Genomic DNA, 22,120 nt, shown 5'->3' with positions numbered 1-22,120 from the left:
CGTTATCATCATTGTTGAGCCATAACCGGGTCCGCCTGCTTCGCCTCATCCCGCTCAGGACGACGAGGAATGAACGACACGACCCAGGAAACCAGCGAAGTAAGTGACCGGAAAATTATTTTCACCGACGACGGGGCAAATTCTGCAAGGTGACGATAGCCACGGAACCCCAGCTTCAGAATATCCAGCAGGCTTTCCAGAGGTTTATCTTCCGGGAAGCTGTCCTGCCAGAGAGCCCACGTATCCGCGCGGGCAAACGTACACTGCACAAAATCAATATGTTGCTTCCTGGTCAGCGGCATCAGCTGCAGACCCACTTCATTGCCTGCCACACGCACAACCTGTGTCGGGAAGACATACTCCTGCTGGCCGCGCTTAAGCAGCAGGTTGACCTTCTGCCCTTCCAGCACCTTCGCCTGACCGTTGATTTTGATACCCAGACCACCGTCGGAGAAGTCGTGTACGGTACAGGAGAAGAGATGGCCATCTTCACGGGCTATCGCCGCAGGCATGCTGATTTCAACACGATGCGCACGACGTACCTGCTTGCTCTCCACCGATACTGCCACCGCACCGCCGAGAATAATCAAGTTGTAGAATACCCATGCCATACTGACGAACACCGTCAGGATCTCGTTTTCCGGACCGTAGAAGTAGCGCCAGATACCGGCAATCACGCCCACAATGTTCAGCAGCACCAGGAAGATGTACGGACGGGAGATCACCCAGTCGACATACTCTTCTTCCACCAGGCCACCCTTCGCAGTGACGTTGAATTTGCCTTTATGCGGGTTAATCAGCGCCACCATTGTCGGCGGCGCGATATACCAGGCCAGCACCGTTTCGTAGATTTCACTCCAGAACGAATGGCGATACTTCCCCTGAATCTTCGAGTTCGTCAGGCTCGCGTGGATCATGTGCGGCAGAACAAACAGCGCAATCATCAGGGCCGGTGCGTAGATGATATAGGCGTGAAGGAGCAGGAACGCCAGCGGCGCGGTCAGGAAGATCAGCCGCGGGATACCGGATAAGAAGTGGAACATGGCGTTGACGTAGCACAGACGTTGCGCCAGCTTGAGGCCTTTACCCAGCAGCGGGTTATCAAGACGGAAAATCTGTACCATCCCGCGCGCCCAGCGAATACGCTGGCCGATATGCGCCGACAGGGATTCCGTCGCCAGTCCGGCCGCCTGAGGGATACGCATATAGGCCGAGGTATAGCCGCGGCGATGCAAGCGCAGCGAGGTGTGCGCATCTTCAGTGACCGTTTCAACCGCGATGCCGCCAATTTCATTCAGCGGTTTACGGCGGATAACCGCACAGGAACCGCAGAAGAAGGTCGCATCCCACATGTCGTTGCCATCCTGCACCAGACCATAGAACAGGGTGCCTTCGTTCGGGGTTTTACGGAAACGACCAAGGTTACGTTCAAACGGATCCGGTGAGAAGAAATGGTGCGGCGTCTGCATCATCGCCAGCTCTTTCTCTTTCAGGAACCAGCCCATCGTCATCTGCAGGAACGAGCGCGTCGGCACGTGGTCGCAGTCAAAGATAGAGACAAACTCCCCTGTTGCATACTTCAGCGCGTTGTTGATGTTCCCGGCTTTGGCATGCTCGTGCGAGGTACGGGCGATATACTCAACGCCCACCTCTTCTGCGAACTGACGGAACGCGGCGCGACCGCCGTCATCCAGGATCCAGATTTTGAGCTTATCTTTGGGCCAGTCGATGCCCAGCGCGGCATAAATGGTATTTTTCACCACGCTCAGGTCTTCGTTATAGGTCGGCACAAAGAGATCGACAGTCGGCCACGTCGACGTATCTTTTGGCAGCGGAACTGGCTGGCGGTTGAGCGGCCAGATCACCTGAAAATAGCCCAGCACCAGCACGATCCAGGCGTAGGTTTCTGCAAACAGCAGCACCAGACCGCATATCAGACTAACCGGGTCGTCCCAGTTCAGCGTTGAGGTATAACGCCACCAGATATAGCGGCAGGAGACGGTCAGCGACAACACAATCAGCATCAGAGCGGAGAAACGCCCCGGTATACGCCGCACCAGCAGCGCCACGCCCCACAGCAGGATCAGGAAGGTGAACTGCGCCAGCGGGTTAAAGGGTTGCGTGATACAGACCAGCGCCAGAATGAGCGAGAAGACAACGATCACGCCCAGAATAAAACGCCGCAAGCCCGGGTGCAGATGCCCGAGCTCCTTATGGTTATCCAGATGGCTGGTCTTATCGCCCACGCGGTCAGGCAGTCTGTCCAGCCACTGATGATAGCGTTCACGTAAAAGCTGGACCCGGCTGAAACTACGCCAGTGCGGGGTCTTTTTTTCATGGCGCGCAGAGGTGACCACCAGCCAGATCGCCTGAATAATGTAACGTGCCGGATCTAAAGGCCGGGGCCGGTCAGGATTAATGTGCGGATACAATTCACTGTGTCGCGCACGAATGCGCTGCCAGCGAGGGTGCTCCAGGGGAATGAACATCCAGGCCAGAATCATCCAGAAACAGCCGAACGCGGCGCTAAACGCCGACGCGCCATGTCGGCGAAAATGCCGGTAATGGTCGCTTAAGCGCGAACTGACCGGTGGGATGAGTAACCAGCTGGAGAGTCGGCTCATACCGTACTCCTGGCAGGTTCCGCCCCATTGGCGAAGTGCAGCAGACACCAGTTTGCCAGCGTCAGGATCTCTTCTGCCGCCAGTGAATCGCTGCGGTACTCGCCGAGTGGCTGTTTGGAGGCGAGACATTCCGCCATCCCTTCATCACGATGGATCACAATCGGCAACAGGCGGCGCTGGCTTTGCAGCCAAACCTGATACAGATCGTCCTGGATCTGGCTGCCAATACGTAAATCGTTGATCAGGATATGGCTATTCTGCGGCAACCCTTGCTGATGCAAACGGATATGGCAATTTGCATCGACATTCACAATGGAGAGTACATGGTCACATTGTGCAATCAACTGTCGGGTCAGCGTGCCGGCGCCGTGTGGCAGATCCAGCAGGATCCACTGATAATGGCCTTTTTCTTTCAGACTCTGCAGCGCGAGCGTGAATTGTGAAAATAAGCGTTGATACGCTGCTTCGTTTTCACGTTCCGTCGTGGTCAGTTGACCAAACGGCAGTAAATCAAGCTGGGAAGTGTAACGCAGACCCGCATCACGCCAGTCTTTATCATCAAGCAACGCGCGGGCCCAACCCTCGGTACGGGTAAAGTCGACGTTAAATGACATACGTAGCAAATTGTCGGAGCAGGCATCAATTACCAGCACCGATTCACCTAAAAGCTGTAATGACCACGCCAGCGCCGCGGTAACGGATGTTGTACCCACTCCACCACGGACGCCCTGTAATCCGAGTATGGCCATCAATGGCTCCCTTATTGTTGTTGGGTAAATTCAGCTAATAACGGCCAACGTTTAATAGCCGCGGCCAACTGTTCCCGCTGGGAAATATCGGTGTAATCTATTTCAGGTAAAGAAAAGGCCTGCGTCAGCGCCAGAAAATCGTTTTGGAATGTGTAACCCAGGGTCGAATCGACTGGGGTTCCGGGTTCATTATTATCCATTTTTTTCCATCCCTTTGAGTATCTTCGCACGTTCAGAAGTAGCGAGGCTTCCTGCCCGGTGAAATTTCATTTACATGCTAAATCTGATGCTCTTTAATTTCAATGTTAGGTTTATTTCTACGCTTTCGCTAGTAAACTGATATACAGATAAATTAGACGAAAAGAGGGACACCGTGGACTCCATATTTTCTATTGGCATCCAGTCATTATGGGACGAATTGCGCCACATGCCAGTCGGAGGGGTCTGGTGGATTAATTCGGATCGCAATGAAGATGCTATCAGTCTGGTAAACCAGACAATTTCCGCCCAGAACAAGGATGCCCGGGTGGCGGTCATTAGCATGGGCGACGATCCCAACAAAATTATCACCCTGGAACGTGACCGCGGTCCACAGACGGTGCGATTATTTTCCATGCCCTCAGAAGCAGATAGTCTATACTTTTTGTCCCGCGACATTCAGTGCTCCATCGATCCGGATCACTATTTATTGATTCTTAAATGTTCACATAACGCCCTGCAAAATATCCCTGCTGAAAAACTGCTGCAGTGGCTGGAAAAAATCAATAAATGGGCAAGATTTCAAAATTGCACGCTATTGATAATCAATCCCGGCAGTAATAACGATAAGCTGTTCTCACTTTTAATGGGTGAATATCGATCTCTTTTCGGCCTGGCAAGTCTTCGCGACCAGGCGGGGAGCTATCTCTACGATATTGCATTCTGGTGTAATGAAAAAGGGGTGAGCGCCCGACAACAGCTTACGCTTAACCATATTGACGGTGAGTGGCACCTTGCCCAGCAAGAAGAAACCGTGGTGCAACCGCGCAGCGATGAAAAACGGATCCTGAGCCATATCGCGGTGCTGGAAGGCGCGCCCGCGCTGTCTGAAAACTGGTCGCTGTTTGACTCCAATGAAGCGCTTTTTCATGAAGCCCGCACGACGCAGGCGGCCACCCTGGTTTTCTCGCTGATGCAGAATAACCAGATTGAAACGCTGGCAAGACAAATTCATACCTTACGTCGTCAGCGCGGCAGTGCGTTAAAAATAGTGGTACGCGAAAACAATACCAGCCTGCGTGCCACCGATGAGCGTCTGCTTTTGGGCTGTGGCGCAAACATGGTGATCCCGTGGAATGCCCCACTCTCACGCTGCCTGACGCTCATCGAAAGTGTGCAGGGTCAGCAGTTCAACCGCCACGTACCGGAAGATATTTCCACGCTGCTTTCCATGACCCAGCCAATGAAACTGCGCGGTTACCAGAAATGGGATACCTTCTGTGATGCCGTTGGTAACATGATGAACAACACGCTGCTTCCTGCAGACGGGAAAGGGGTAATGGTTGCCCTGCGTCCTGTGCCGGGGATCCGCGTTGAACAGGCGCTCACTTTATGTCGTCCTAACCGTACCGGGGACATCATGACGATTGGCGACAACCGTTTGGTGCTGTTTTTGTCCTTTTGTCGGGTGAACGATCTCGATACCGCGCTGAACCATATCTTCCCCCTGCCTACCGGGGATATTTTCTCGAACCGTATGATTTGGTTCGAAGACAATCTGATCAGCGCTGAGCTGGTGCAGATGCGCACCCTTGCGCCTGAAAACTGGGTTAAACCGCTCCCTGCGGCGAGCGATTTAAAACCGATCCTCAATGCAAGGCATGACGGCCATGTCTGGCGTCGGGTTCCGGAACCCCTTCGCTTATTAACTGAGAATGGGGAGAACGCACCATCATGAATATCAGCGATATCATTCAACTGGTCGTATTCTGTGCGCTGATCTTTTTCCCGCTTGGTTACTATGCACGCCATTCACTGCGCCGTATTCGCGATACGTCCAGAGTGGTGTTTGGCAAACCTCGCTATGTCAAACCAGCCGGAACACTGACACGGGCATCACACGTCAAGGCAGACCGAAAACATGACTAATTCTACTTATACCGCTTCGTCACCTTCGCCGCTCTGGCAATACTGGCGCGGCCTTTCTGGCTGGAACTTCTACTTTCTGGTGAAGTTTGGTCTGCTGTGGGCTGGCTATCTCAACTTCCATCCCCTGTTCAACCTGGTGTTTATGGCCTTCCTGTTGATGCCGCTGCCGAACATCAGGCTGCATCGCTTACGTCACTGGATTGCCATCCCCGTGGGCTTTGCGCTGTTCTGGCATGATACCTGGCTACCGGGGCCGGACAGCATCATGAGCCAGGGTTCTCAGGTGGCGGGATTTAGCGCCAGCTATATGCTCGACCTGACCGAACGCTTTATTAACTGGCAAATGATTGGCGCGATCTTCGTGCTGCTGGTTGCCTGGCTGTTTCTGTCACAGTGGATCCGCGTCACGGTGTTTGTCGTCGCCATTATGATCTGGCTGAACGTTCTGACGCTGGCAGGACCAAGTTTCTCCCTGTGGCCAGCCGGTCAACCGACCAGCACGGTGACCACTACCGGCGGGAGTGCGGCAGCAACCGTCACCACGGCAGGCGATACGCCGGTGGTGGGTGATATTCCAGCGCAGACCGCGCCGCCAACCTCAACCAACCTGAACGCCTGGCTTTCCAGCTTCTACACGGCGGAAGATAAGCGTCAGACTAAATTCCCGGATGCGCTCCCGGCGGATGCCCAGCCGTTTGAACTGCTGGTGATCAACATCTGTTCCCTCTCCTGGGCTGATGTTGACGCGGCTGGTTTAATGTCGCACCCGCTCTGGTCGCATTTCGATATCCAGTTTAAAGACTTTAACTCTGCCACCTCGTACAGCGGCCCGGCGGCAATTCGTCTGCTGCGTGCAAGCTGCGGTCAGCCATCGCATAAGAATCTGTATCAGCCCGCTGGCAACCAGTGTTATCTGTTCGATAACCTGGCAAAACTGGGCTTTACGCAGCACCTGATGCTGGGGCATAACGGCCAGTTCGGTAACTTCCTGAAAGAGGTACGTGAACAAGGGGGTATGCAGGCACCGCTGATGGATCAAACCGGTCTGCCGGTTACGCTGTTGGGCTTCGACGGTTCACCCGTCTATGACGATACCGCCGTGCTACAGCGCTGGCTGCAAACCATCGAAAAAGACAGCAATCCGCGTAGCGCGACGTTCTATAACACCCTGCCGCTTCACGACGGTAACCACTTCCCTGGCGTGAGCAAAACCGCAGATTACAAAGTGCGTGCGCAAAAGTTCTTTGATGAGCTGGATGCGTTCTTCACTGAACTGGAAAAATCAGGCCGTAAAGTGATGGTGGTTGTCGTTCCAGAACACGGTGGGGCGCTAAAAGGCGACAGAATGCAGGTATCCGGTCTGCGCGATATCCCCAGCCCGTCCATTACCAACGTGCCTGCCGGGATTAAATTCTTTGGCATGAAGGCACCGCATCAGGGCGCGCCAATTGAGATCACTCAGCCAACCAGCTATCTGGCGATCTCAGAACTTGTGGCCCGCGCGGTCGATGGTAAGCTGTTTGTGGAAGATAGCGTGAACTGGGATCAGCTCACCAGCAATCTGCCGCAAACCGCTGAAGTCTCTGAGAACGCTAACGCGGTCGTGATTCAGTACCAGAACAAACCGTACGTTCGCCTGAACGGCGGAGACTGGGTCCCTTATCCGCAGTAAGTTCTACCGACCCTCTTCCCATTGGGGAGGGGGAATTATTGTTCCGCGAGCCAGACGAGCATCTTCAGGCTCGCGGAATAATAGTCATCTTCGGGGGTAATTTCGGGTTCGCCGGTTGACTGCCCCATCGTTAAATCCCTTACAGCCAGCAGACCGCCTGCCATCATATAGGGGGCATATTCATTCGTGGTGACGTTAACCCACGCGGGAGTGTGTTCCCGTGGGAACTGGCCGAACCAGGTCCGCCACGGTGTCAGCAGCGGGCTTTTTTTATCAGCCCAGGCGACGTACAGCGGAATGCGGATGGCGTCATAGCTCATACGTGGCGGCCAGGCACTGGCGGGTACCAGCTTCCCTTTCGCGTCCAGCGAGACCCAGTCCGTGGGCAACCCGGCTTTACCCGACCCCATTTGGGCCAGTAGCTGTTGCCCGTCCTTCATCAATTCACGCCAGACCGGCAAATGACTGCGTTCGGCAAACGCCTGCCAGGCCGGGAAAATGAAATAAGAGGGGTTGAGCACCACCTCGTTGTCCAGCTTAAATCCCTGAACGCCCGGCAACATGACGCGATAACCCGCATACCGGATGACGTTGTGGGAAACCAGCGCCTTCGTGATGGCATCCGACGCACGGATGTAGCGTTGGTCATGCCAGCGCGCGTTCGCTTTTAACAGTGCCCAGGCAATCAGTACATCGCCATCGGAAGCGTTATTTTTGTCAGCGACCGGGTCAGTTTCAGCGGGGTTATAGCGCCAGTAATAAAGACCGTTGTCTTTATTCTTAAGGGTGCTGTCGGTCCACTTCCAGAGCGTGTCAAACGCGGTTTTATCGTCGTTGGCCACCGCCATCAGCATGGCGAATCCCTGACCTTCGGTATGCGAAACGCTGCCATTGCCGGTATCGACAATGCGTCCTTCCGGTTTGAAGAAGCGTGCTTTATAACTCTCCCAGGCCTGACCGGCATGAGAGAGTGGAGAGACCAGCAAACTCATCACGACCAGTGTGGCGCAGACAGATTTTCGCATCATTCACTCAGTCCGGTTATTCCGCGCTGCGCAGGGAGATCTCACCGCCTACCCAGGGCTTGATGACGCCATCCTGCTCCAGAAGCAGGGCGCCCTGCGCATCAATGCCGCGGGAGATACCGTAGATCTCTTTATCGCCAATCAGCAGTTTCACCGGTCGGTTGATAAAGTTATCGAGTTTTTCCCAACGAGACAGAAACGATGCCAGCCCTTCTTGTTCAAAGAGAGACAGGGAGGTACGCAGCTCTTTAATCATACGCACGGCAAGCGTGTTGCGGTCGATGGTGATCCCCGCTTCCTGAAGATTGGTCCACGCCTGATTCACCACATCGCTTTGCACATTTCGCATCACCATGTTGAGACCGGCACCAATGACAATTTGCGCAGCATCGCCTGTTTTTCCCGTCAGTTCGACCAGGATACCGGCAAGCTTACGATCGTTCAGGTAGAGGTCGTTCGGCCATTTAACCCGTACTTTATCCGCGCCAAGTTCGTGCAGAACTTCCGCCATCACAATCCCGATCACCAGACTGAGGCCTACGGCGGCAGCAGGGCCCTGATCAAGGCGCCAGTACATGGAAAGATAGAGATTAGCGCCAAACGGTGAAAACCACTTGCGCCCACGGCGACCACGCCCGGCCTGCTGGTACTCTGCAACGCAGGCATCCCCTGATGCCAGTTCGCTTATCCGTTCCAGAAGGTACTGGTTTGTCGAATCGATTACCGGCAATACGGCCACGTTGCCATGCCCTATCTGGCTGCGGATGAGCTCTTCATTCAGAAGCTGAATGGGCTCCGGCAGACTGTAGCCTTTTCCGGGCACGGTGAAGACATCAACCCCCCAGTCGCGGAGGGTCTGAATATGTTTATTAATGGCAGCACGGCTCATACCCAGTTGCTCGCCTAATTGTTCCCCTGAATGAAACTCACCATCGGCAAGGATGCCAATCAGGGTTAACGGGATGGTATTGTCCTTCACTCGATGACCTCCACGGCATTCACTTCACCCGTACGACCTATGAAGCGGACTTCCGGCTCCAGCCAGACGTTAAATTTTTCTCCCACTTTCTGACGCACCTGATGCGCCAGTTGCACGACGTCGTCACTGGTCGCATCGTGTTGATTAATCAGCACCAGTGCCTGTTGGCGGTGAACTGCCGCGCCACCTACAGCTGTGCCTTTTAGCTGGCATTGATCGATAAGCCACCCTGCGGCCAGCTTGACGCTGCCATCCGCCTGCGGGTAATGGGGGGCTGAGGGCCATCCCGCCAGCAATGCTTTTGCATTTTCGCTGCTTATCACGGGGTTTTTGAAGAAACTGCCAGCATTTCCGTTTACTTTGGGATCGGGCAGTTTGGTCATTCGCATGTGGCAAACCGAGTCAAACACATCGCGCGGGGTCACGGTTGCCGGATCGAGACGCGTTAAATCACCATAGGTCAGCACCGGCTGCCAGGTTTTAGACAAACGCAGGCCTACGGCGACAATAACGTAGCGATCCTGATATTCGTGTTTGAAAATGCTGTCACGATAGCCAAAACGGCACTGCTCTGCCGTTAAACGCTGGGCCGTACCCGTCGCCAGCTCAATGCAGTCGACATAGTCACACACGTGTTTGAGTTCAATGCCGTACGCACCGATATTTTGAATAGGTGATGATCCCGCGCAGCCCGGGATGAGAGCCAGGTTTTCCAGCCCCGGCATCCCGTTTTCGAGGGTATATTGCACCAGTTGATGCCAGTTTTCGCCAGCACCTACGTGCAAACGCCAGCTGTCGGCACACTCTTCGACATCAATTCCCATGATGCGGTTAATAATGACCGTCCCGGCAAAATCATCGAGAAACAGGACATTACTGCCTTCGCCCAGAATCAGTACGGGTTCGTTGTTTTCTGTTGCGCTTTGCCATGCATCCAGCAGTTGCTGGGCCGTATCGGCGCGTACAATTTGATTAGCATTCCGTTGAATACCAAAGGTATTCCAGGGCTTAAGGGAGTGGTTCATAGGCGCTATCCTGATGCAAAAACGCAGGTAGTTTACCGTATAAGCAGCGGGTTGTGGGGGAATAGTTTGTGCGGTCTGGAAACGCAAAAAGGCCATCCTTTCGGATGGCCTCTTCACTTAATTAATGCCTGGCAGTTCCCTACTCTCACATGGGGAGACCCCACACTACCATCGGCGCTACGGCGTTTCACTTCTGAGTTCGGCATGGGGTCAGGTGGGACCACCGCGCTAAAGCCGCCAGGCAAATTCTGTTAATCTGTATCAGGCTGAAAATCTTCTGTCTCTCGTCCGCCGAAACAGCTTCGGCGTTGTAAGGTTAAGCCTCACGGTTCATTAGTATCGGTTAGCTCAACGCATCGCTGCGCTTACACACCCGACCTATCAACGTCGTCGTCTTCAACGTTCCTTCAGGAGACTTTAAGTCTCAGGGAGAACTCATCTCGGGGCAAGTTTCGTGCTTAGATGCTTTCAGCACTTATCTCTTCCGCATTTAGCTACCGGGCAGTGCCATTGGCATGACAACCCGAACACCAGTGATGCGTCCACTCCGGTCCTCTCGTACTAGGAGCAGCCCCCCTCAATTCTCCAGCGCCCACGGCAGATAGGGACCGAACTGTCTCACGACGTTCTAAACCCAGCTCGCGTACCACTTTAAATGGCGAACAGCCATACCCTTGGGACCTACTTCAGCCCCAGGATGTGATGAGCCGACATCGAGGTGCCAAACACCGCCGTCGATATGAACTCTTGGGCGGTATCAGCCTGTTATCCCCGGAGTACCTTTTATCCGTTGAGCGATGGCCCTTCCATTCAGAACCACCGGATCACTATGACCTGCTTTCGCACCTGCTCGAGCCGTCACTCTCGCAGTCAAGCTAGCTTATGCCATTGCACTAACCTCCTGATGTCCGACCAGGATTAGCTAACCTTCGTGCTCCTCCGTTACTCTTTGGGAGGAGACCGCCCCAGTCAAACTACCCACCAGACACTGTCCGCAACCCGGATCACGGGTCTACGTTAGAACACCAGCCATTAAAGGGTGGTATTTCAAGGTTGGCTCCACGCAGACTGGCGTCCACGCTTCAAAGCCTCCCACCTATCCTACACATCAAGGACCAGTGTTCAGTGTCAAGCTATAGTAAAGGTTCACGGGGTCTTTCCGTCTTGCCGCGGGTACACTGCATCTTCACAGCGAGTTCAATTTCACTGAGTCTCGGGTGGAGACAGCCTGGCCATCATTACGCCATTCGTGCAGGTCGGAACTTACCCGACAAGGAATTTCGCTACCTTAGGACCGTTATAGTTACGGCCGCCGTTTACCGGGGCTTCGATCAAGAGCTTCGCGTTACCGCTAACCCCATCAATTAACCTTCCGGCACCGGGCAGGCGTCACACCGTATACGTCCACTTTCGTGTTTGCACAGTGCTGTGTTTTTAATAAACAGTTGCAGCCAGCTGGTATCTTCGACTGATTTCAGCTCCACCCGCAGGGGCTTCACCTACATATCAGCGTGCCTTCTCCCGAAGTTACGGCACCATTTTGCCTAGTTCCTTCACCCGAGTTCTCTCAAGCGCCTTGGTATTCTCTACCTGACCACCTGTGTCGGTTTGGGGTACGATTTCGTGTTACCTGATGCTTAGAGGCTTTTCCTGGAAGCAGGGCATTTGTTACTTCAGCACCGTAGTGCCTCGTCATCACACCTCAGCGTTAAAAAGGTACCGGATTTACCTGGAACCTCCGCCTACATGCTTAAACCGGGACAACCGTCGCCCGGCTAACATAGCCTTCTCCGTCCCCCCTTCGCAGTAACACCAAGTACAGGAATATTAACCTGTTTCCCATCGACTACGCCTTTCGGCCTCGCCTTAGGGGTCGACTCACCCTGCCCCGATTAACGTTGGACAGGAACCCTTGGTCTTCCGGCGAGCGGGCTTTTCACCCGCTTTATCGTTACTTATGTCAGCATTCGCACTTCTGATACCTCCAGCAACCCTCACAGGCCACCTTCAACGGCTTACAGAACGCTCCCCTACCCAACAACACATAGTGTCGCTGCCGCAGCTTCGGTGCATGGTTTAGCCCCGTTACATCTTCCGCGCAGGCCGACTCGACCAGTGAGCTATTACGCTTTCTTTAAATGATGGCTGCTTCTAAGCCAACATCCTGGCTGTCTGGGCCTTCCCACATCGTTTCCCACTTAACCATGACTTTGGGACCTTAGCTGGCGGTCTGGGTTGTTTCCCTCTTCACGACGGACGTTAGCACCCGCCGTGTGTCTCCCGTGATAACATTCTTCGGTATTCGTAGTTTGCATCGGGTTGGTAAGCCGGGATGGCCCCCTAGCCGAAACAGTGCTCTACCCCCGAAGATGAGTTCACGAGGCGCTACCTAAATAGCTTTCGGGGAGAACCAGCTATCTCCCGGTTTGATTGGCCTTTCACCCCCAGCCACAAGTCATCCGCTAATTTTTCAACATTAGTCGGTTCGGTCCTCCAGTTAGTGTTACCCAACCTTCAACCTGCCCATGGCTAGATCACCGGGTTTCGGGTCTATACCCTGCAACTTAACGCCCAGTTAAGACTCGGTTTCCCTTCGGCTCCCCTATACGGTTAACCTTGCTACAGAATATAAGTCGCTGACCCATTATACAAAAGGTACGCAGTCACACCCGAAGGTGCTCCCACTGCTTGTACGTACACGGTTTCAGGTTCTTTTTCACTCCCCTCGCCGGGGTTCTTTTCGCCTTTCCCTCACGGTACTGGTTCACTATCGGTCAGTCAGGAGTATTTAGCCTTGGAGGATGGTCCCCCCATATTCAGACAGGATACCACGTGTCCCGCCCTACTCTTCGAGTTCACAGCCTGTGCATTTTCGTGTACGGGACTGTCACCCTGTACCGTGCGACTTTCCAGACGCTTCCACTAACACACAAGCTGATTCAGACTCTGGGCTGCTCCCCGTTCGCTCGCCGCTACTGGGGGAATCTCGGTTGATTTCTTTTCCTCGGGGTACTTAGATGTTTCAGTTCCCCCGGTTCGCCTCGTTAACCTATGTATTCAGTTAACGATAGTGTGACGAATCACACTGGGTTTCCCCATTCGGACATCGCCGGGTCAAGGGTTCATATCACCTCGCCGGCGCTTTTCGCAGATTAGCACGTCCTTCATCGCCTCTGACTGCCAGGGCATCCACCGTGTACGCTTAGTCGCTTAACCTCACAACCCGAAGATGTTTCACTTCATGGTTGCGAAAATTTGAGAGACTCGAACACACATAACATGTGTGTCGTTTCAATTTTCAGCTTGATCCAGATTTTTAAAGAGCAAAACTTCGCAGTGCACCTTTTCAGGTTCACTCTGAAGTTTTCTTGTGTTCGCAGTAAAAGATGGTGGAGCTATGCGGGATCGAACCGCAGACCTCCTGCGTGCAAAGCAGGCGCTCTCCCAGCTGAGCTATAGCCCCATCGTTTGCAACCTCTTCAAATTTGCTTTGCAAATTTGGTAGGCCTGAGTGGACTTGAACCACCGACCTCACCCTTATCAGGGGTGCGCTCTAACCACCTGAGCTACAAGCCTGTAGAGGTTTTTACTGCTGTTTTTCATCAGACAATCTGTGTGAGCACTACAAAGGCAGGTTCTTTAAGGTAAGGAGGTGATCCAACCGCAGGTTCCCCTACGGTTACCTTGTTACGACTTCACCCCAGTCATGAATCACAAAGTGGTAAGCGCCCTCCCGAAGGTTAAGCTACCTACTTCTTTTGCAACCCACTCCCATGGTGTGACGGGCGGTGTGTACAAGGCCCGGGAACGTATTCACCGTAGCATTCTGATCTACGATTACTAGCGATTCCGACTTCATGGAGTCGAGTTGCAGACTCCAATCCGGACTACGACGCACTTTATGAGGTCCGCTTGCTCTCGCGAGGTCGCTTCTCTTTGTATGCGCCATTGTAGCACGTGTGTAGCCCTGGTCGTAAGGGCCATGATGACTTGACGTCATCCCCACCTTCCTCCAGTTTATCACTGGCAGTCTCCTTTGAGTTCCCGGCCTAACCGCTGGCAACAAAGGATAAGGGTTGCGCTCGTTGCGGGACTTAACCCAACATTTCACAACACGAGCTGACGACAGCCATGCAGCACCTGTCTCACAGTTCCCGAAGGCACCAATCCATCTCTGGAAAGTTCTGTGGATGTCAAGACCAGGTAAGGTTCTTCGCGTTGCATCGAATTAAACCACATGCTCCACCGCTTGTGCGGGCCCCCGTCAATTCATTTGAGTTTTAACCTTGCGGCCGTACTCCCCAGGCGGTCGATTTAACGCGTTAGCTCCGGAAGCCACACCTCAAGGGCACAACCTCCAAATCGACATCGTTTACGGCGTGGACTACCAGGGTATCTAATCCTGTTTGCTCCCCACGCTTTCGCACCTGAGCGTCAGTCTTTGTCCAGGGGGCCGCCTTCGCCACCGGTATTCCTCCAGATCTCTACGCATTTCACCGCTACACCTGGAATTCTACCCCCCTCTACAAGACTCTAGCCTGCCAGTTTCGAATGCAGTTCCCAGGTTGAGCCCGGGGATTTCACATCCGACTTGACAGACCGCCTGCGTGCGCTTTACGCCCAGTAATTCCGATTAACGCTTGCACCCTCCGTATTACCGCGGCTGCTGGCACGGAGTTAGCCGGTGCTTCTTCTGCGGGTAACGTCAATTGCTGTGGTTATTAACCACAACACCTTCCTCCCCGCTGAAAGTACTTTACAACCCGAAGGCCTTCTTCATACACGCGGCATGGCTGCATCAGGCTTGCGCCCATTGTGCAATATTCCCCACTGCTGCCTCCCGTAGGAGTCTGGACCGTGTCTCAGTTCCAGTGTGGCTGGTCATCCTCTCAGACCAGCTAGGGATCGTCGCCTAGGTGAGCCGTTACCCCACCTACTAGCTAATCCCATCTGGGCACATCTGATGGCAAGAGGCCCGAAGGTCCCCCTCTTTGGTCTTGCGACGTTATGCGGTATTAGCTACCGTTTCCAGTAGTTATCCCCCTCCATCAGGCAGTTTCCCAGACATTACTCACCCGTCCGCCACTCGTCACCCGAGAGCAAGCTCTCTGTGCTACCGTTCGACTTGCATGTGTTAGGCCTGCCGCCAGCGTTCAATCTGAGCCATGATCAAACTCTTCAATTTAAAAGTTTGATGCTCAATGAATTAAACTTCGTAATGAATTACGTGTTCACTCGTTGAGACTTGGTATTCATTTAGTGTCCGAGGACATTAAGAATCCATGTCACTTTGAGTGCCCACACAGATTGTCTGATAAATTGTTAAAGAGCAGTGCCGCTTCGTTTTCGCTGCGGCGCGGGGTGTGCATATTACGCTTTCCCGCTTCAGAGTCAAGCGTTTAATTTGCTTTTCTCTGCTGACCCGGCGGCGTGTGTGCCGTTGTTCCGTGTCAGTGGAGGCGCATTATAGGGAGTTATTCTAAAGTGACAAGCACAAAATACAAAAAACTTTTCGTTCGCTCACTTTTCAAACTCCGTGCTTATTTACGCTGCGAATCGCGTGATAAATGCGCGATTTCCCGCGCAAAACTGGCCACCTGAGACCAGTCGGTATAAACCACTTCTTTACGCGTATCGGTTTCACCGCCGGTCATTTTCATAATCAGGCGAATCATAAAGCGGTCATACCAGCGATAGCGAGGATAACGCAGCGCCCCTGCAAAGACCGCGCAGAGATCTGGCCGCCACGGAGAGTTCAGTAAAAACTTGCGCGTGTAGCTGTTGGTCTGCGGTGTACGCTTTTCTGCTTTGCGCGCCACCAGGTTGACCGAGTAGAACGCCCCTGGGAGCTTATTGAGTACCGCCGTATGCTTTTTCACAAAGCGATCCAGCGCAGGATGGAAATGACCGTAACGAATAGACGCCCCGATGACTACACGATCGTAATCCTGCCAGGTGATTTGCTCCGTACGGTTCAGGTTCACCACATCAGAGTAAATGCCCAGCTCTTTTAATTCAGAAGCCAGATAAGAGGCAATCTCACGCGTTTGCCCGTCTCGCGTAGAGAAAAGAATAAGTGTTTTCACCGACGACTCCTTATTCGCGCCAGAATGTTGGGGTGAACAGCACCAGCAGCGTAAAGACCTCGAGACGCCCAAACAGCATATTGGCGATTAAGATCCATTTCGCGACCGGGTTCATACTGGCAAAGTTATCCGCCACGACCCCCAGGCCAGGCCCGAGGTTATTAAGTGTTGCCACAACGGACGCAAAGGCAGAGAAATCATCCACCCCCGTCGCGATGATCGCCAGCATACTGACGATAAAGACCAGGGCATACGCCGAGAAGAACCCCCACACCGCTTCAAGGATACGTTCCGGCAGTGCCCGGTTACCCAGCTTGATGCTATAGACCGCATTCGGGTGCACCAGGCGTTTTAACTCACGGTTCCCCTGCTTAAAGAGCAACAGAATACGAATCACCTTCAGGCCACCGCCCGTCGATCCGGCGCAGCCGCCAATAAACGCAGAGCACAACAGCAGCACGGGCAGGAACAGCGGCCAACGGGCAATGCTGTCCGTGGTAAAGCCTGCGGTTGTCGCCATCGACACCACCTGGAAGAACGCCTGGTTTAGCGTGGTCAACGCCGAGTTATAGACATCGTGGAACCAGAGCACCAGCGTACAGATGACCACCAGCGTGAGCTGGACGCCAATAAACATGCGGAACTCCGGATCGCGCCAGTACACCTTAAGGCTACGTCCGCTGAGTAATGAGAAGTGTAGACCGTAGTTACAGCCGGAGATCAGCAGGAAAATAGCGATAATCGTATTAATAGTTGGGCTATCAAAGTAGCCCACGCTGGCATCGTGGGTAGAGAATCCGCCGATGGCGATTGTCGCGAAGCTGTGCCCAATGGCATCGAACGCAGGCATGCCGGCAAACCACAGCGCCAGCGCACAGGCGACAGTCAGTAAAACATAAATCAGCCACAGGGTTTTCGCCGTCTCGGCAATACGCGGGCGCATCTTGTTATCTTTCAGTGGCCCCGGCATTTCTGCCCGGTACAGCTGCATGCCCCCGACGCCCAGAATCGGCAGGATAGCCACAGCCAGGACGATGATCCCCATACCACCGAACCATTGCAGCATCTGGCGATAAAAGAGAATGGCGTGGGGTAACGAATCCAGCCCCACCAGCGTTGTCGCCCCGGTGGTCGTTAAGCCGGAGAAGGATTCAAAAAAGGCATCTGTGATGCTCAGGTTGGGTTGTTCGGAGAAGATAAAGGGCAGCGAACCGACGCTCCCCAGCACCGTCCAGAACAGCACCACAATCAGAAACCCTTCACGTGATTTCAACTCACCTTTCTGACGACGGTTTGGCCACCACAGCAGTGAGCCAATCGCCAGTGCGACAAAGAAGGTCTGGGTAAATGCCCGCCCCGCACCGTCCCGGTAGATAAGCGCCACCAGTCCTGGGAGAATCATCGTCCCGGAAAAAAGTATGACCAGCAGTCCAACGATTCGGGTTATGGCACGAAAATGCATCTCTGCCGCTTCCTTTGGTATTCAAAAAGTGAGGTGGGGATTATTCTTCAATCGGCAGCAATTGCAACGAACCGCGACTAAAATCCGCCAGTTTTGCCGAAAAAGCAGCCAGTTCAGCCTGAGGAAGCGCCACACGCAATTGCACCATTGCCTGGTAATCACTGTGTGCAATCACACCGTTAAACTGTTTGAGCAGCGCTTCGACACCCGATAGCTGGGCGTAGTCGCACAACAAAGTATATTCGGTGAGTGGCGTTTTGCGGGTGGTGACCAACATATTAAGCGCCTGCTGTACGCCACCGCCATAGGCTTTCACCAGCCCACCGGTACCTAACAAGATGCCGCCGTAGTAACGAACGACCACGGCGGTTATTTCGCCCACACCGCTGCCCATGAGCTGGGAAAGCATGGGTTTACCGGCAGTGCCCGCAGGCTCACCGTCATCAGAAAACCCCAGCTGCTGCGAGTCGTCCGGCGGCCCGGCGACCCACGCCACGCAGTGATGACGTGCATCAGGATGCGCAGCGCGGACAGACTCTACAAATGCCTTTGCCGCCTCTACGCCGTCGGTGTGTGCCAGCAGCGTAATAAAGCGGCTTTTCTTGATTTCCTCAACAAAGGTGACCGGTTCAGCCGGTATCAGCCAGCTTTCCATCAGGCCAGCTTCAGGTCTCGCGTCATATTCTCGATACCGTTCTCATGAATCACCACGTTATCTTCGATACGAATGCCGCCAAACGGTTTCAGCGCGTCAATTTTTTCCCAGTTGAAGTGCTTGCTGAACTGACCTTCGCGCCATGGCGCTAACAGCGATTCGATAAAGTAGATCCCCGGTTCAATGGTCAGCACCATGCGCGGTTCAAGAATACGCGTGCAGCGCAGGTAAGGATATTTAGACGGCGCGGCAAGGTGCGTGCCGGTATCATCCTGCATAAAGCCCGCGACATCGTGTACCTGCAGACCCAGCGGGTGGCCGATACCGTGCGGCATAAAGGGCCCGGTCAGATCGTTTTCGACCATCGCCTCTTCGCTCATGTCTTTCACAATCTGGTGTTTACGCAGCAGTTTAGCGATGCGCTGATGGAACTGGATGTGGTAATCCACATAGCTGGTTCCGGCTTTCATGGTGCTGATCAGCGCCAGTTGCTCATCGTTGACGTCTTTAATCAGGTGCGCAAAATCGGTATCCGCATTGGCCGCCCAGGTACGGGTCAGGTCTGCCGCGTAGCCGTTGTACTCTGCACCCGCGTCCAGCAGGAAGCTGCGCATCTCAGACGGCACATGGTGATCCAGTTTGGTGTAATGCAGCACAGACGCATGTTCATTCAGGGCGACGATGTTGCTGTACGGCACATCGGTATCACGGTGACCGGTCGCGGTGAGGTATGCCTGATTGATATCGAACTCGCTCATACCGGACTGGAACGCTTCATGCGCCGCACGGTGGCCATTCACCGCCGTTTTTTGCGCTTCACGCATGCAGTAAAGTTCGTAGTCGGTTTTATACGCGCGGTAATAGTGCAGATAATCCAGCACCCCTTTCGGGTTGAGTTTGTCTGCCGGGATATCCAGCCCCAGCGCACGCTCGGGTACCGGACCAATGTAGGCGATATTGCCACGCGCGGCTGGCAACAGGCTGCCAATACCGTCGGCTTTTGGTAACGCAATAACGTCCACTTCTTCTGTCCAGAAGCTGGTCGGCAGTGGCTCAACGTTGTGCCAGTAATCGACTGGCAGATAGAACCACAGTTTCGGCTTGTTCACGCCATCCACCAGCAACCAGCAATTTGGCACCTGGGTTACCGGCACCCAGGCCTTAAACTGCGGGTTAACCTTAAACGGATACGCATGGTCGTCCAGAAAGGTATTCATCAGCTCGCCGGAGTGGATTAACAGCGCATCCAGCTTAAAGCGGGCGAGTACATCACGGGTACGTTCCTGTAGGGTAACGATATGATTTTTATAAAGCGAAGCCAGTGAGTCCATCATTCTTCCTTTCGTTTTTTTGACCTCAAGTCCTCGCATCTTAGCACACCTGTCTCCGGCTGCGTGATTTCCACCGACCGTGATCAATGCAGCAATTTCTTAATGAGTAATTTGCATTTTATTAACATAAATCCCACACTCCGACTCATCTGGTATGACCAGATCCACTTGCTGGATTCAGGAGACTGACATGCTCTACAAAGGCGACACCCTGTACCTCAACTGGCTGGAAGATGGCATTGCCGAACTGGTGTTCGATGCCCCCGGCTCAGTCAATAAGCTCGATACCGCGACGGTGGCCAGTCTTGGCCAGGCGCTGGATGTACTTGAAAAGCAAACTGATTTAAAAGGGCTGCTGCTGCGCTCGAACAAAGCGGCCTTTATTGTCGGTGCCGATATCACCGAATTTCTTTCACTGTTCCTGGTGCCTGAAGAACAGCTGAGCCAGTGGCTGCACTTTGCCAACAGCGTCTTCAATCGTCTGGAAGATCTGCCTGTCCCGACCCTTTCCGCCGTTAACGGCTACGCGCTGGGCGGCGGCTGTGAATGCGTGCTGGCCACCGACTACCGCCTTGCCACGCCGGATCTGCGCATCGGTCTGCCGGAAACCAAATTGGGCATTATGCCGGGCTTTGGCGGCTCCGTACGTATGCCGCGCATGCTGGGCGCCGACAGCGCCCTGGAAATCATTGCCGCAGGTAAAGATGTCGGCGCAGAGCAGGCACAAAAAATCGGCCTGGTCGATGGCGTCGTGAAACCAGAAAAACTGATTGAAGGCTCCCTTGCCATTCTGCGCCAGGCCATTAACGGTGATCTCGACTGGAAGGCCAAACGCCAGCCGAAACTGGAGCCGTTAAAGCTCAGCAAGATTGAAGCGGCCATGAGCTTCACCATCGCCAAAGGTATGGTGATGCAGACGGCGGGTAAACACTACCCGGCGCCGATCACGGCGGTGAAAACCATTGAAGCCGCAGCCCGCTTTGGCCGCGACGAAGCACTGAAGCTCGAAAACCAGAGCTTTGTCCCGCTGGCACACACCAATGAAGCCCGCGCGCTGGTTGGCATCTTCCTCAACGATCAGTTCGTGAAAGGCAAAGCAAAACAGCTGACGAAAAACGTTGAGACGCCAAAACATGCGGCGGTACTTGGCGCAGGCATTATGGGCGGCGGCATCGCTTACCAGTCCGCCTGGAAGGGCGTGCCGGTGGTGATGAAAGACATCAGCGAGAAATCCCTGACGCTGGGGATGACCGAAGCGGCCAAGCTGCTCAATAAACAGCTGGAACGCGGCAAAATTGACGGTCTGAAACTCTCAGGCGTGATCTCTACTATCCAGCCCGTACTGGAATACACCGGTTTTGACCGCGTCGATGTGGTGGTTGAGGCCGTGGTAGAGAACCCGAAAGTGAAGAAAGCGGTGCTGGCCGAAACGGAAGAGAAAGTGCGTCCGGAGACCGTACTGGCCTCTAACACCTCGACGATTCCGATTAGCGAGCTGGCAAGCGTCCTGAAGCGCCCGGAAAACTTCTGCGGAATGCATTTCTTCAACCCGGTGCACCGTATGCCACTGGTCGAAGTGATCCGCGGTGAAAAAACCTCTGACGACACCATCGCAAAAGTGGTGGCGTGGGCCAGCAAGATGGGCAAAACCCCGATCGTGGTCAACGACTGCCCGGGCTTTTTCGTCAACCGCGTGCTGTTCCCTTACTTCGCTGGTTTCAGCCAGCTGCTGCGCGACGGCGCGGACTTCCGCAAAGTCGACAAAGTGATGGAAAAACAGTTCGGCTGGCCAATGGGTCCGGCGTATCTGCTGGATGTGGTTGGCATTGATACCGCGCATCATGCACAGGCGGTTATGGCCGCGGGTTTCCCGCAGCGCATGCAGAAAGATTATCGCGATGCGATTGACGCCCTGTTTGACGCCAACCGTTTTGGTCAGAAAAACGGTCTGGGCTTCTGGCGCTATAAAGAAGACAGCAAAGGCAAACCGAAGAAAGAAGAAGATCCGGCGGTGGATAGCCTGCTGGCCGGGGTGAGTCAGCCAAAACGTGACTTCACGGACGATGAAATCATCGCCCGGATGATGATTCCAATGATCAACGAAGTGGTGCGTTGCCTCGAAGAAGGCATTATCGCCAGCCCGGCAGAGGCCGATATGGCGCTGGTCTATGGCCTGGGCTTCCCTCCGTTCCACGGCGGCGCGTTCCGCTGGCTGGATACGCTCGGCAGCGCCCGCTATCTCGATATGGTGCAGCAGTATCAACACCTCGGTCCGCTGTATGACGTGCCGGAAGGGCTGCGTAACAAAGCGCGCCATAACGAACCCTATTACCCAGCAGTTGAGCCAGCCCGCCCGGTTGGCGAGCTGAAAACGGCTTAAGGAGT

At 54.1% G+C, this 22,120-nt stretch carries 14 protein-coding genes, 2 tRNA genes and 3 rRNA genes; 4 read left to right on the top strand and 15 right to left on the bottom strand.

The genetic code is table 11. The annotated features are described in order from the left end of the window. Positions 1–8 precede the first annotated feature (8 nt). The 3 genes from bcsA to bcsR are packed head-to-tail and all read right to left on the bottom strand — an operon-like array spanning position 9 to position 3,573. A complete protein-coding gene (bcsA, locus tag NQ842_RS02005; protein ID WP_257256449.1) occupies positions 9–2,624 on the bottom strand; it encodes a UDP-forming cellulose synthase catalytic subunit in 2,616 nt (871 codons plus the stop codon). Beyond that, a complete protein-coding gene (bcsQ, locus tag NQ842_RS02000; protein ID WP_014833676.1) occupies positions 2,621–3,373 on the bottom strand; it encodes a cellulose biosynthesis protein BcsQ in 753 nt (250 codons plus the stop codon). The genes bcsA and bcsQ overlap by 4 nt, the downstream gene beginning before the upstream one ends. A gap of 11 nt (positions 3,374–3,384) precedes the next feature. Next, on the bottom strand, positions 3,385–3,573 hold the full coding sequence (gene bcsR, locus NQ842_RS01995) for a cellulose biosynthesis protein BcsR (RefSeq protein ID WP_013099220.1): 189 nt from the start codon (positions 3,571–3,573) through the stop codon (positions 3,385–3,387). A gap of 173 nt (positions 3,574–3,746) precedes the next feature. On the opposite strand from bcsR, the gene bcsE reads away from it, so the two are divergent. Genes bcsE through bcsG form a run of 3 tightly spaced genes read left to right on the top strand, consistent with a single transcriptional unit; the run spans position 3,747 to position 7,172 of the window. Further along, positions 3,747–5,309, top strand: a complete 1,563-nt coding sequence (gene bcsE, locus NQ842_RS01990; RefSeq protein ID WP_014833677.1) for a cellulose biosynthesis c-di-GMP-binding protein BcsE — start codon at positions 3,747–3,749, stop codon at positions 5,307–5,309. Then, on the top strand, positions 5,303–5,500 hold the full coding sequence (gene bcsF / locus NQ842_RS01985; protein WP_046889679.1) for a cellulose biosynthesis protein BcsF: 198 nt from the start codon (positions 5,303–5,305) through the stop codon (positions 5,498–5,500). The genes bcsE and bcsF overlap by 7 nt, the downstream gene beginning before the upstream one ends. Next, the gene (gene bcsG, locus NQ842_RS01980) at positions 5,493–7,172 is read left to right on the top strand and encodes a cellulose biosynthesis protein BcsG (protein ID WP_257256448.1); all 1,680 of its coding nucleotides are present in this window, start codon (positions 5,493–5,495) and stop codon (positions 7,170–7,172) included. The genes bcsF and bcsG overlap by 8 nt, the downstream gene beginning before the upstream one ends. Before the next feature lie 35 nt (positions 7,173–7,207). Here the strand turns inward: bcsG and NQ842_RS01975 are convergent, their stop codons facing one another. The 12 genes from NQ842_RS01975 to pepQ form a co-directional block, all read right to left on the bottom strand. After that, positions 7,208–8,197, bottom strand: a complete 990-nt coding sequence (locus NQ842_RS01975; protein WP_373371745.1) for a glycosyl hydrolase family 8 — start codon at positions 8,195–8,197, stop codon at positions 7,208–7,210. A 16-nt stretch (positions 8,198–8,213) separates the two neighbouring features. After that, positions 8,214–9,176 (bottom strand): bifunctional biotin--[acetyl-CoA-carboxylase] ligase/biotin operon repressor BirA, encoded by a 963-nt coding sequence (gene birA / locus NQ842_RS01970; protein ID WP_014833681.1) that lies wholly within the window; start codon positions 9,174–9,176, stop codon positions 8,214–8,216. After that, positions 9,173–10,201 carry a UDP-N-acetylmuramate dehydrogenase gene (gene murB, locus NQ842_RS01965; protein ID WP_050860722.1) on the bottom strand — a complete coding sequence of 343 codons (1,029 nt, stop codon included), beginning with the start codon at positions 10,199–10,201 and terminating at the stop codon, positions 9,173–9,175. The genes birA and murB overlap by 4 nt, the downstream gene beginning before the upstream one ends. 126 nt (positions 10,202–10,327) lie before the next feature. Then, positions 10,328–10,443, bottom strand: a 5S ribosomal RNA gene (rrf, locus tag NQ842_RS01960). 70 nt (positions 10,444–10,513) lie between these two features. Continuing rightward, a 23S ribosomal RNA gene (locus NQ842_RS01955) occupies positions 10,514–13,417 on the bottom strand. Between the two features lie 171 nt (positions 13,418–13,588). After that, positions 13,589–13,664: transfer RNA gene (locus NQ842_RS01950), tRNA-Ala, on the bottom strand. 36 nt (positions 13,665–13,700) lie between these two features. Continuing rightward, positions 13,701–13,777 (bottom strand) — tRNA-Ile (locus NQ842_RS01945). Positions 13,778–13,846: 69 nt separating this feature from the next. Then, positions 13,847–15,386 (bottom strand): 16S ribosomal RNA (locus NQ842_RS01940). Together the 16S, 23S and 5S rRNA genes with 2 tRNA genes alongside form the textbook arrangement of a ribosomal RNA operon. Before the next feature lie 355 nt (positions 15,387–15,741). Continuing rightward, entirely contained in the window at positions 15,742–16,287 is a 546-nt protein-coding gene (gene hemG / locus NQ842_RS01935; protein WP_014833683.1) for a menaquinone-dependent protoporphyrinogen IX dehydrogenase, read from the bottom strand. A 10-nt stretch (positions 16,288–16,297) separates the two neighbouring features. Further along, complete coding sequence (gene trkH / locus NQ842_RS01930; RefSeq protein ID WP_013099227.1) at positions 16,298–17,749, bottom strand: Trk system potassium transporter TrkH; 1,452 nt, start codon at positions 17,747–17,749, stop codon at positions 16,298–16,300. Between the two features lie 40 nt (positions 17,750–17,789). Then, positions 17,790–18,404 carry an IMPACT family protein gene (locus tag NQ842_RS01925; protein WP_014833685.1) on the bottom strand — a complete coding sequence of 205 codons (615 nt, stop codon included), beginning with the start codon at positions 18,402–18,404 and terminating at the stop codon, positions 17,790–17,792. Beyond that, positions 18,404–19,735: a Xaa-Pro dipeptidase gene (pepQ, locus tag NQ842_RS01920; protein WP_014833686.1), complete on the bottom strand. Its 1,332-nt coding sequence runs from the start codon at positions 19,733–19,735 to the stop codon at positions 18,404–18,406. The genes NQ842_RS01925 and pepQ overlap by 1 nt, the downstream gene beginning before the upstream one ends. A gap of 190 nt (positions 19,736–19,925) precedes the next feature. Here pepQ and fadB point away from each other — a divergent pair, with 190 nt between their 5' ends. Further along, a complete protein-coding gene (gene fadB / locus NQ842_RS01915) occupies positions 19,926–22,115 on the top strand; it encodes a fatty acid oxidation complex subunit alpha FadB (protein ID WP_047360235.1) in 2,190 nt (729 codons plus the stop codon). Positions 22,116–22,120: the final 5 nt, after the last annotated feature.

Origin of the sequence: Enterobacter cloacae complex sp. R_G8 (assembly GCF_024599795.1) — a bacterium.
Lineage (GTDB): Bacteria > Pseudomonadota > Gammaproteobacteria > Enterobacterales > Enterobacteriaceae > Enterobacter > Enterobacter dissolvens.
The sequence above is the reverse complement of the archived record's forward strand: the minus strand, read 5'-3'. Positions and strand labels throughout refer to the sequence as shown.

Excerpts from the sequence above, each read along its gene's own strand:
- bcsQ (WP_014833676.1), bottom strand. The coding sequence starts at position 3,373 with ATGGCCATACTCGGATTACAGGGCGTCCGTGGTGGAGTGGGTACAACA.
- NQ842_RS01975 (WP_373371745.1), bottom strand. The coding sequence starts at position 8,197 with ATGCGAAAATCTGTCTGCGCCACACTGGTCGTGATGAGTTTGCTGGTC.
- pepQ (WP_014833686.1), bottom strand. The coding sequence starts at position 19,735 with ATGGACTCACTGGCTTCGCTTTATAAAAATCATATCGTTACCCTACAG.
- fadB (WP_047360235.1), top strand. The coding sequence starts at position 19,926 with ATGCTCTACAAAGGCGACACCCTGTACCTCAACTGGCTGGAAGATGGC.
- trkH (WP_013099227.1), bottom strand. The coding sequence starts at position 17,749 with ATGCATTTTCGTGCCATAACCCGAATCGTTGGACTGCTGGTCATACTT.
- murB (WP_050860722.1), bottom strand. The coding sequence starts at position 10,201 with ATGAACCACTCCCTTAAGCCCTGGAATACCTTTGGTATTCAACGGAAT.
- bcsA (WP_257256449.1), bottom strand. The coding sequence starts at position 2,624 with ATGAGCCGACTCTCCAGCTGGTTACTCATCCCACCGGTCAGTTCGCGC.
- NQ842_RS01925 (WP_014833685.1), bottom strand. The coding sequence starts at position 18,404 with ATGGAAAGCTGGCTGATACCGGCTGAACCGGTCACCTTTGTTGAGGAA.
- bcsG (WP_257256448.1), top strand. The coding sequence starts at position 5,493 with ATGACTAATTCTACTTATACCGCTTCGTCACCTTCGCCGCTCTGGCAA.
- bcsR (WP_013099220.1), bottom strand. The coding sequence starts at position 3,573 with ATGGATAATAATGAACCCGGAACCCCAGTCGATTCGACCCTGGGTTAC.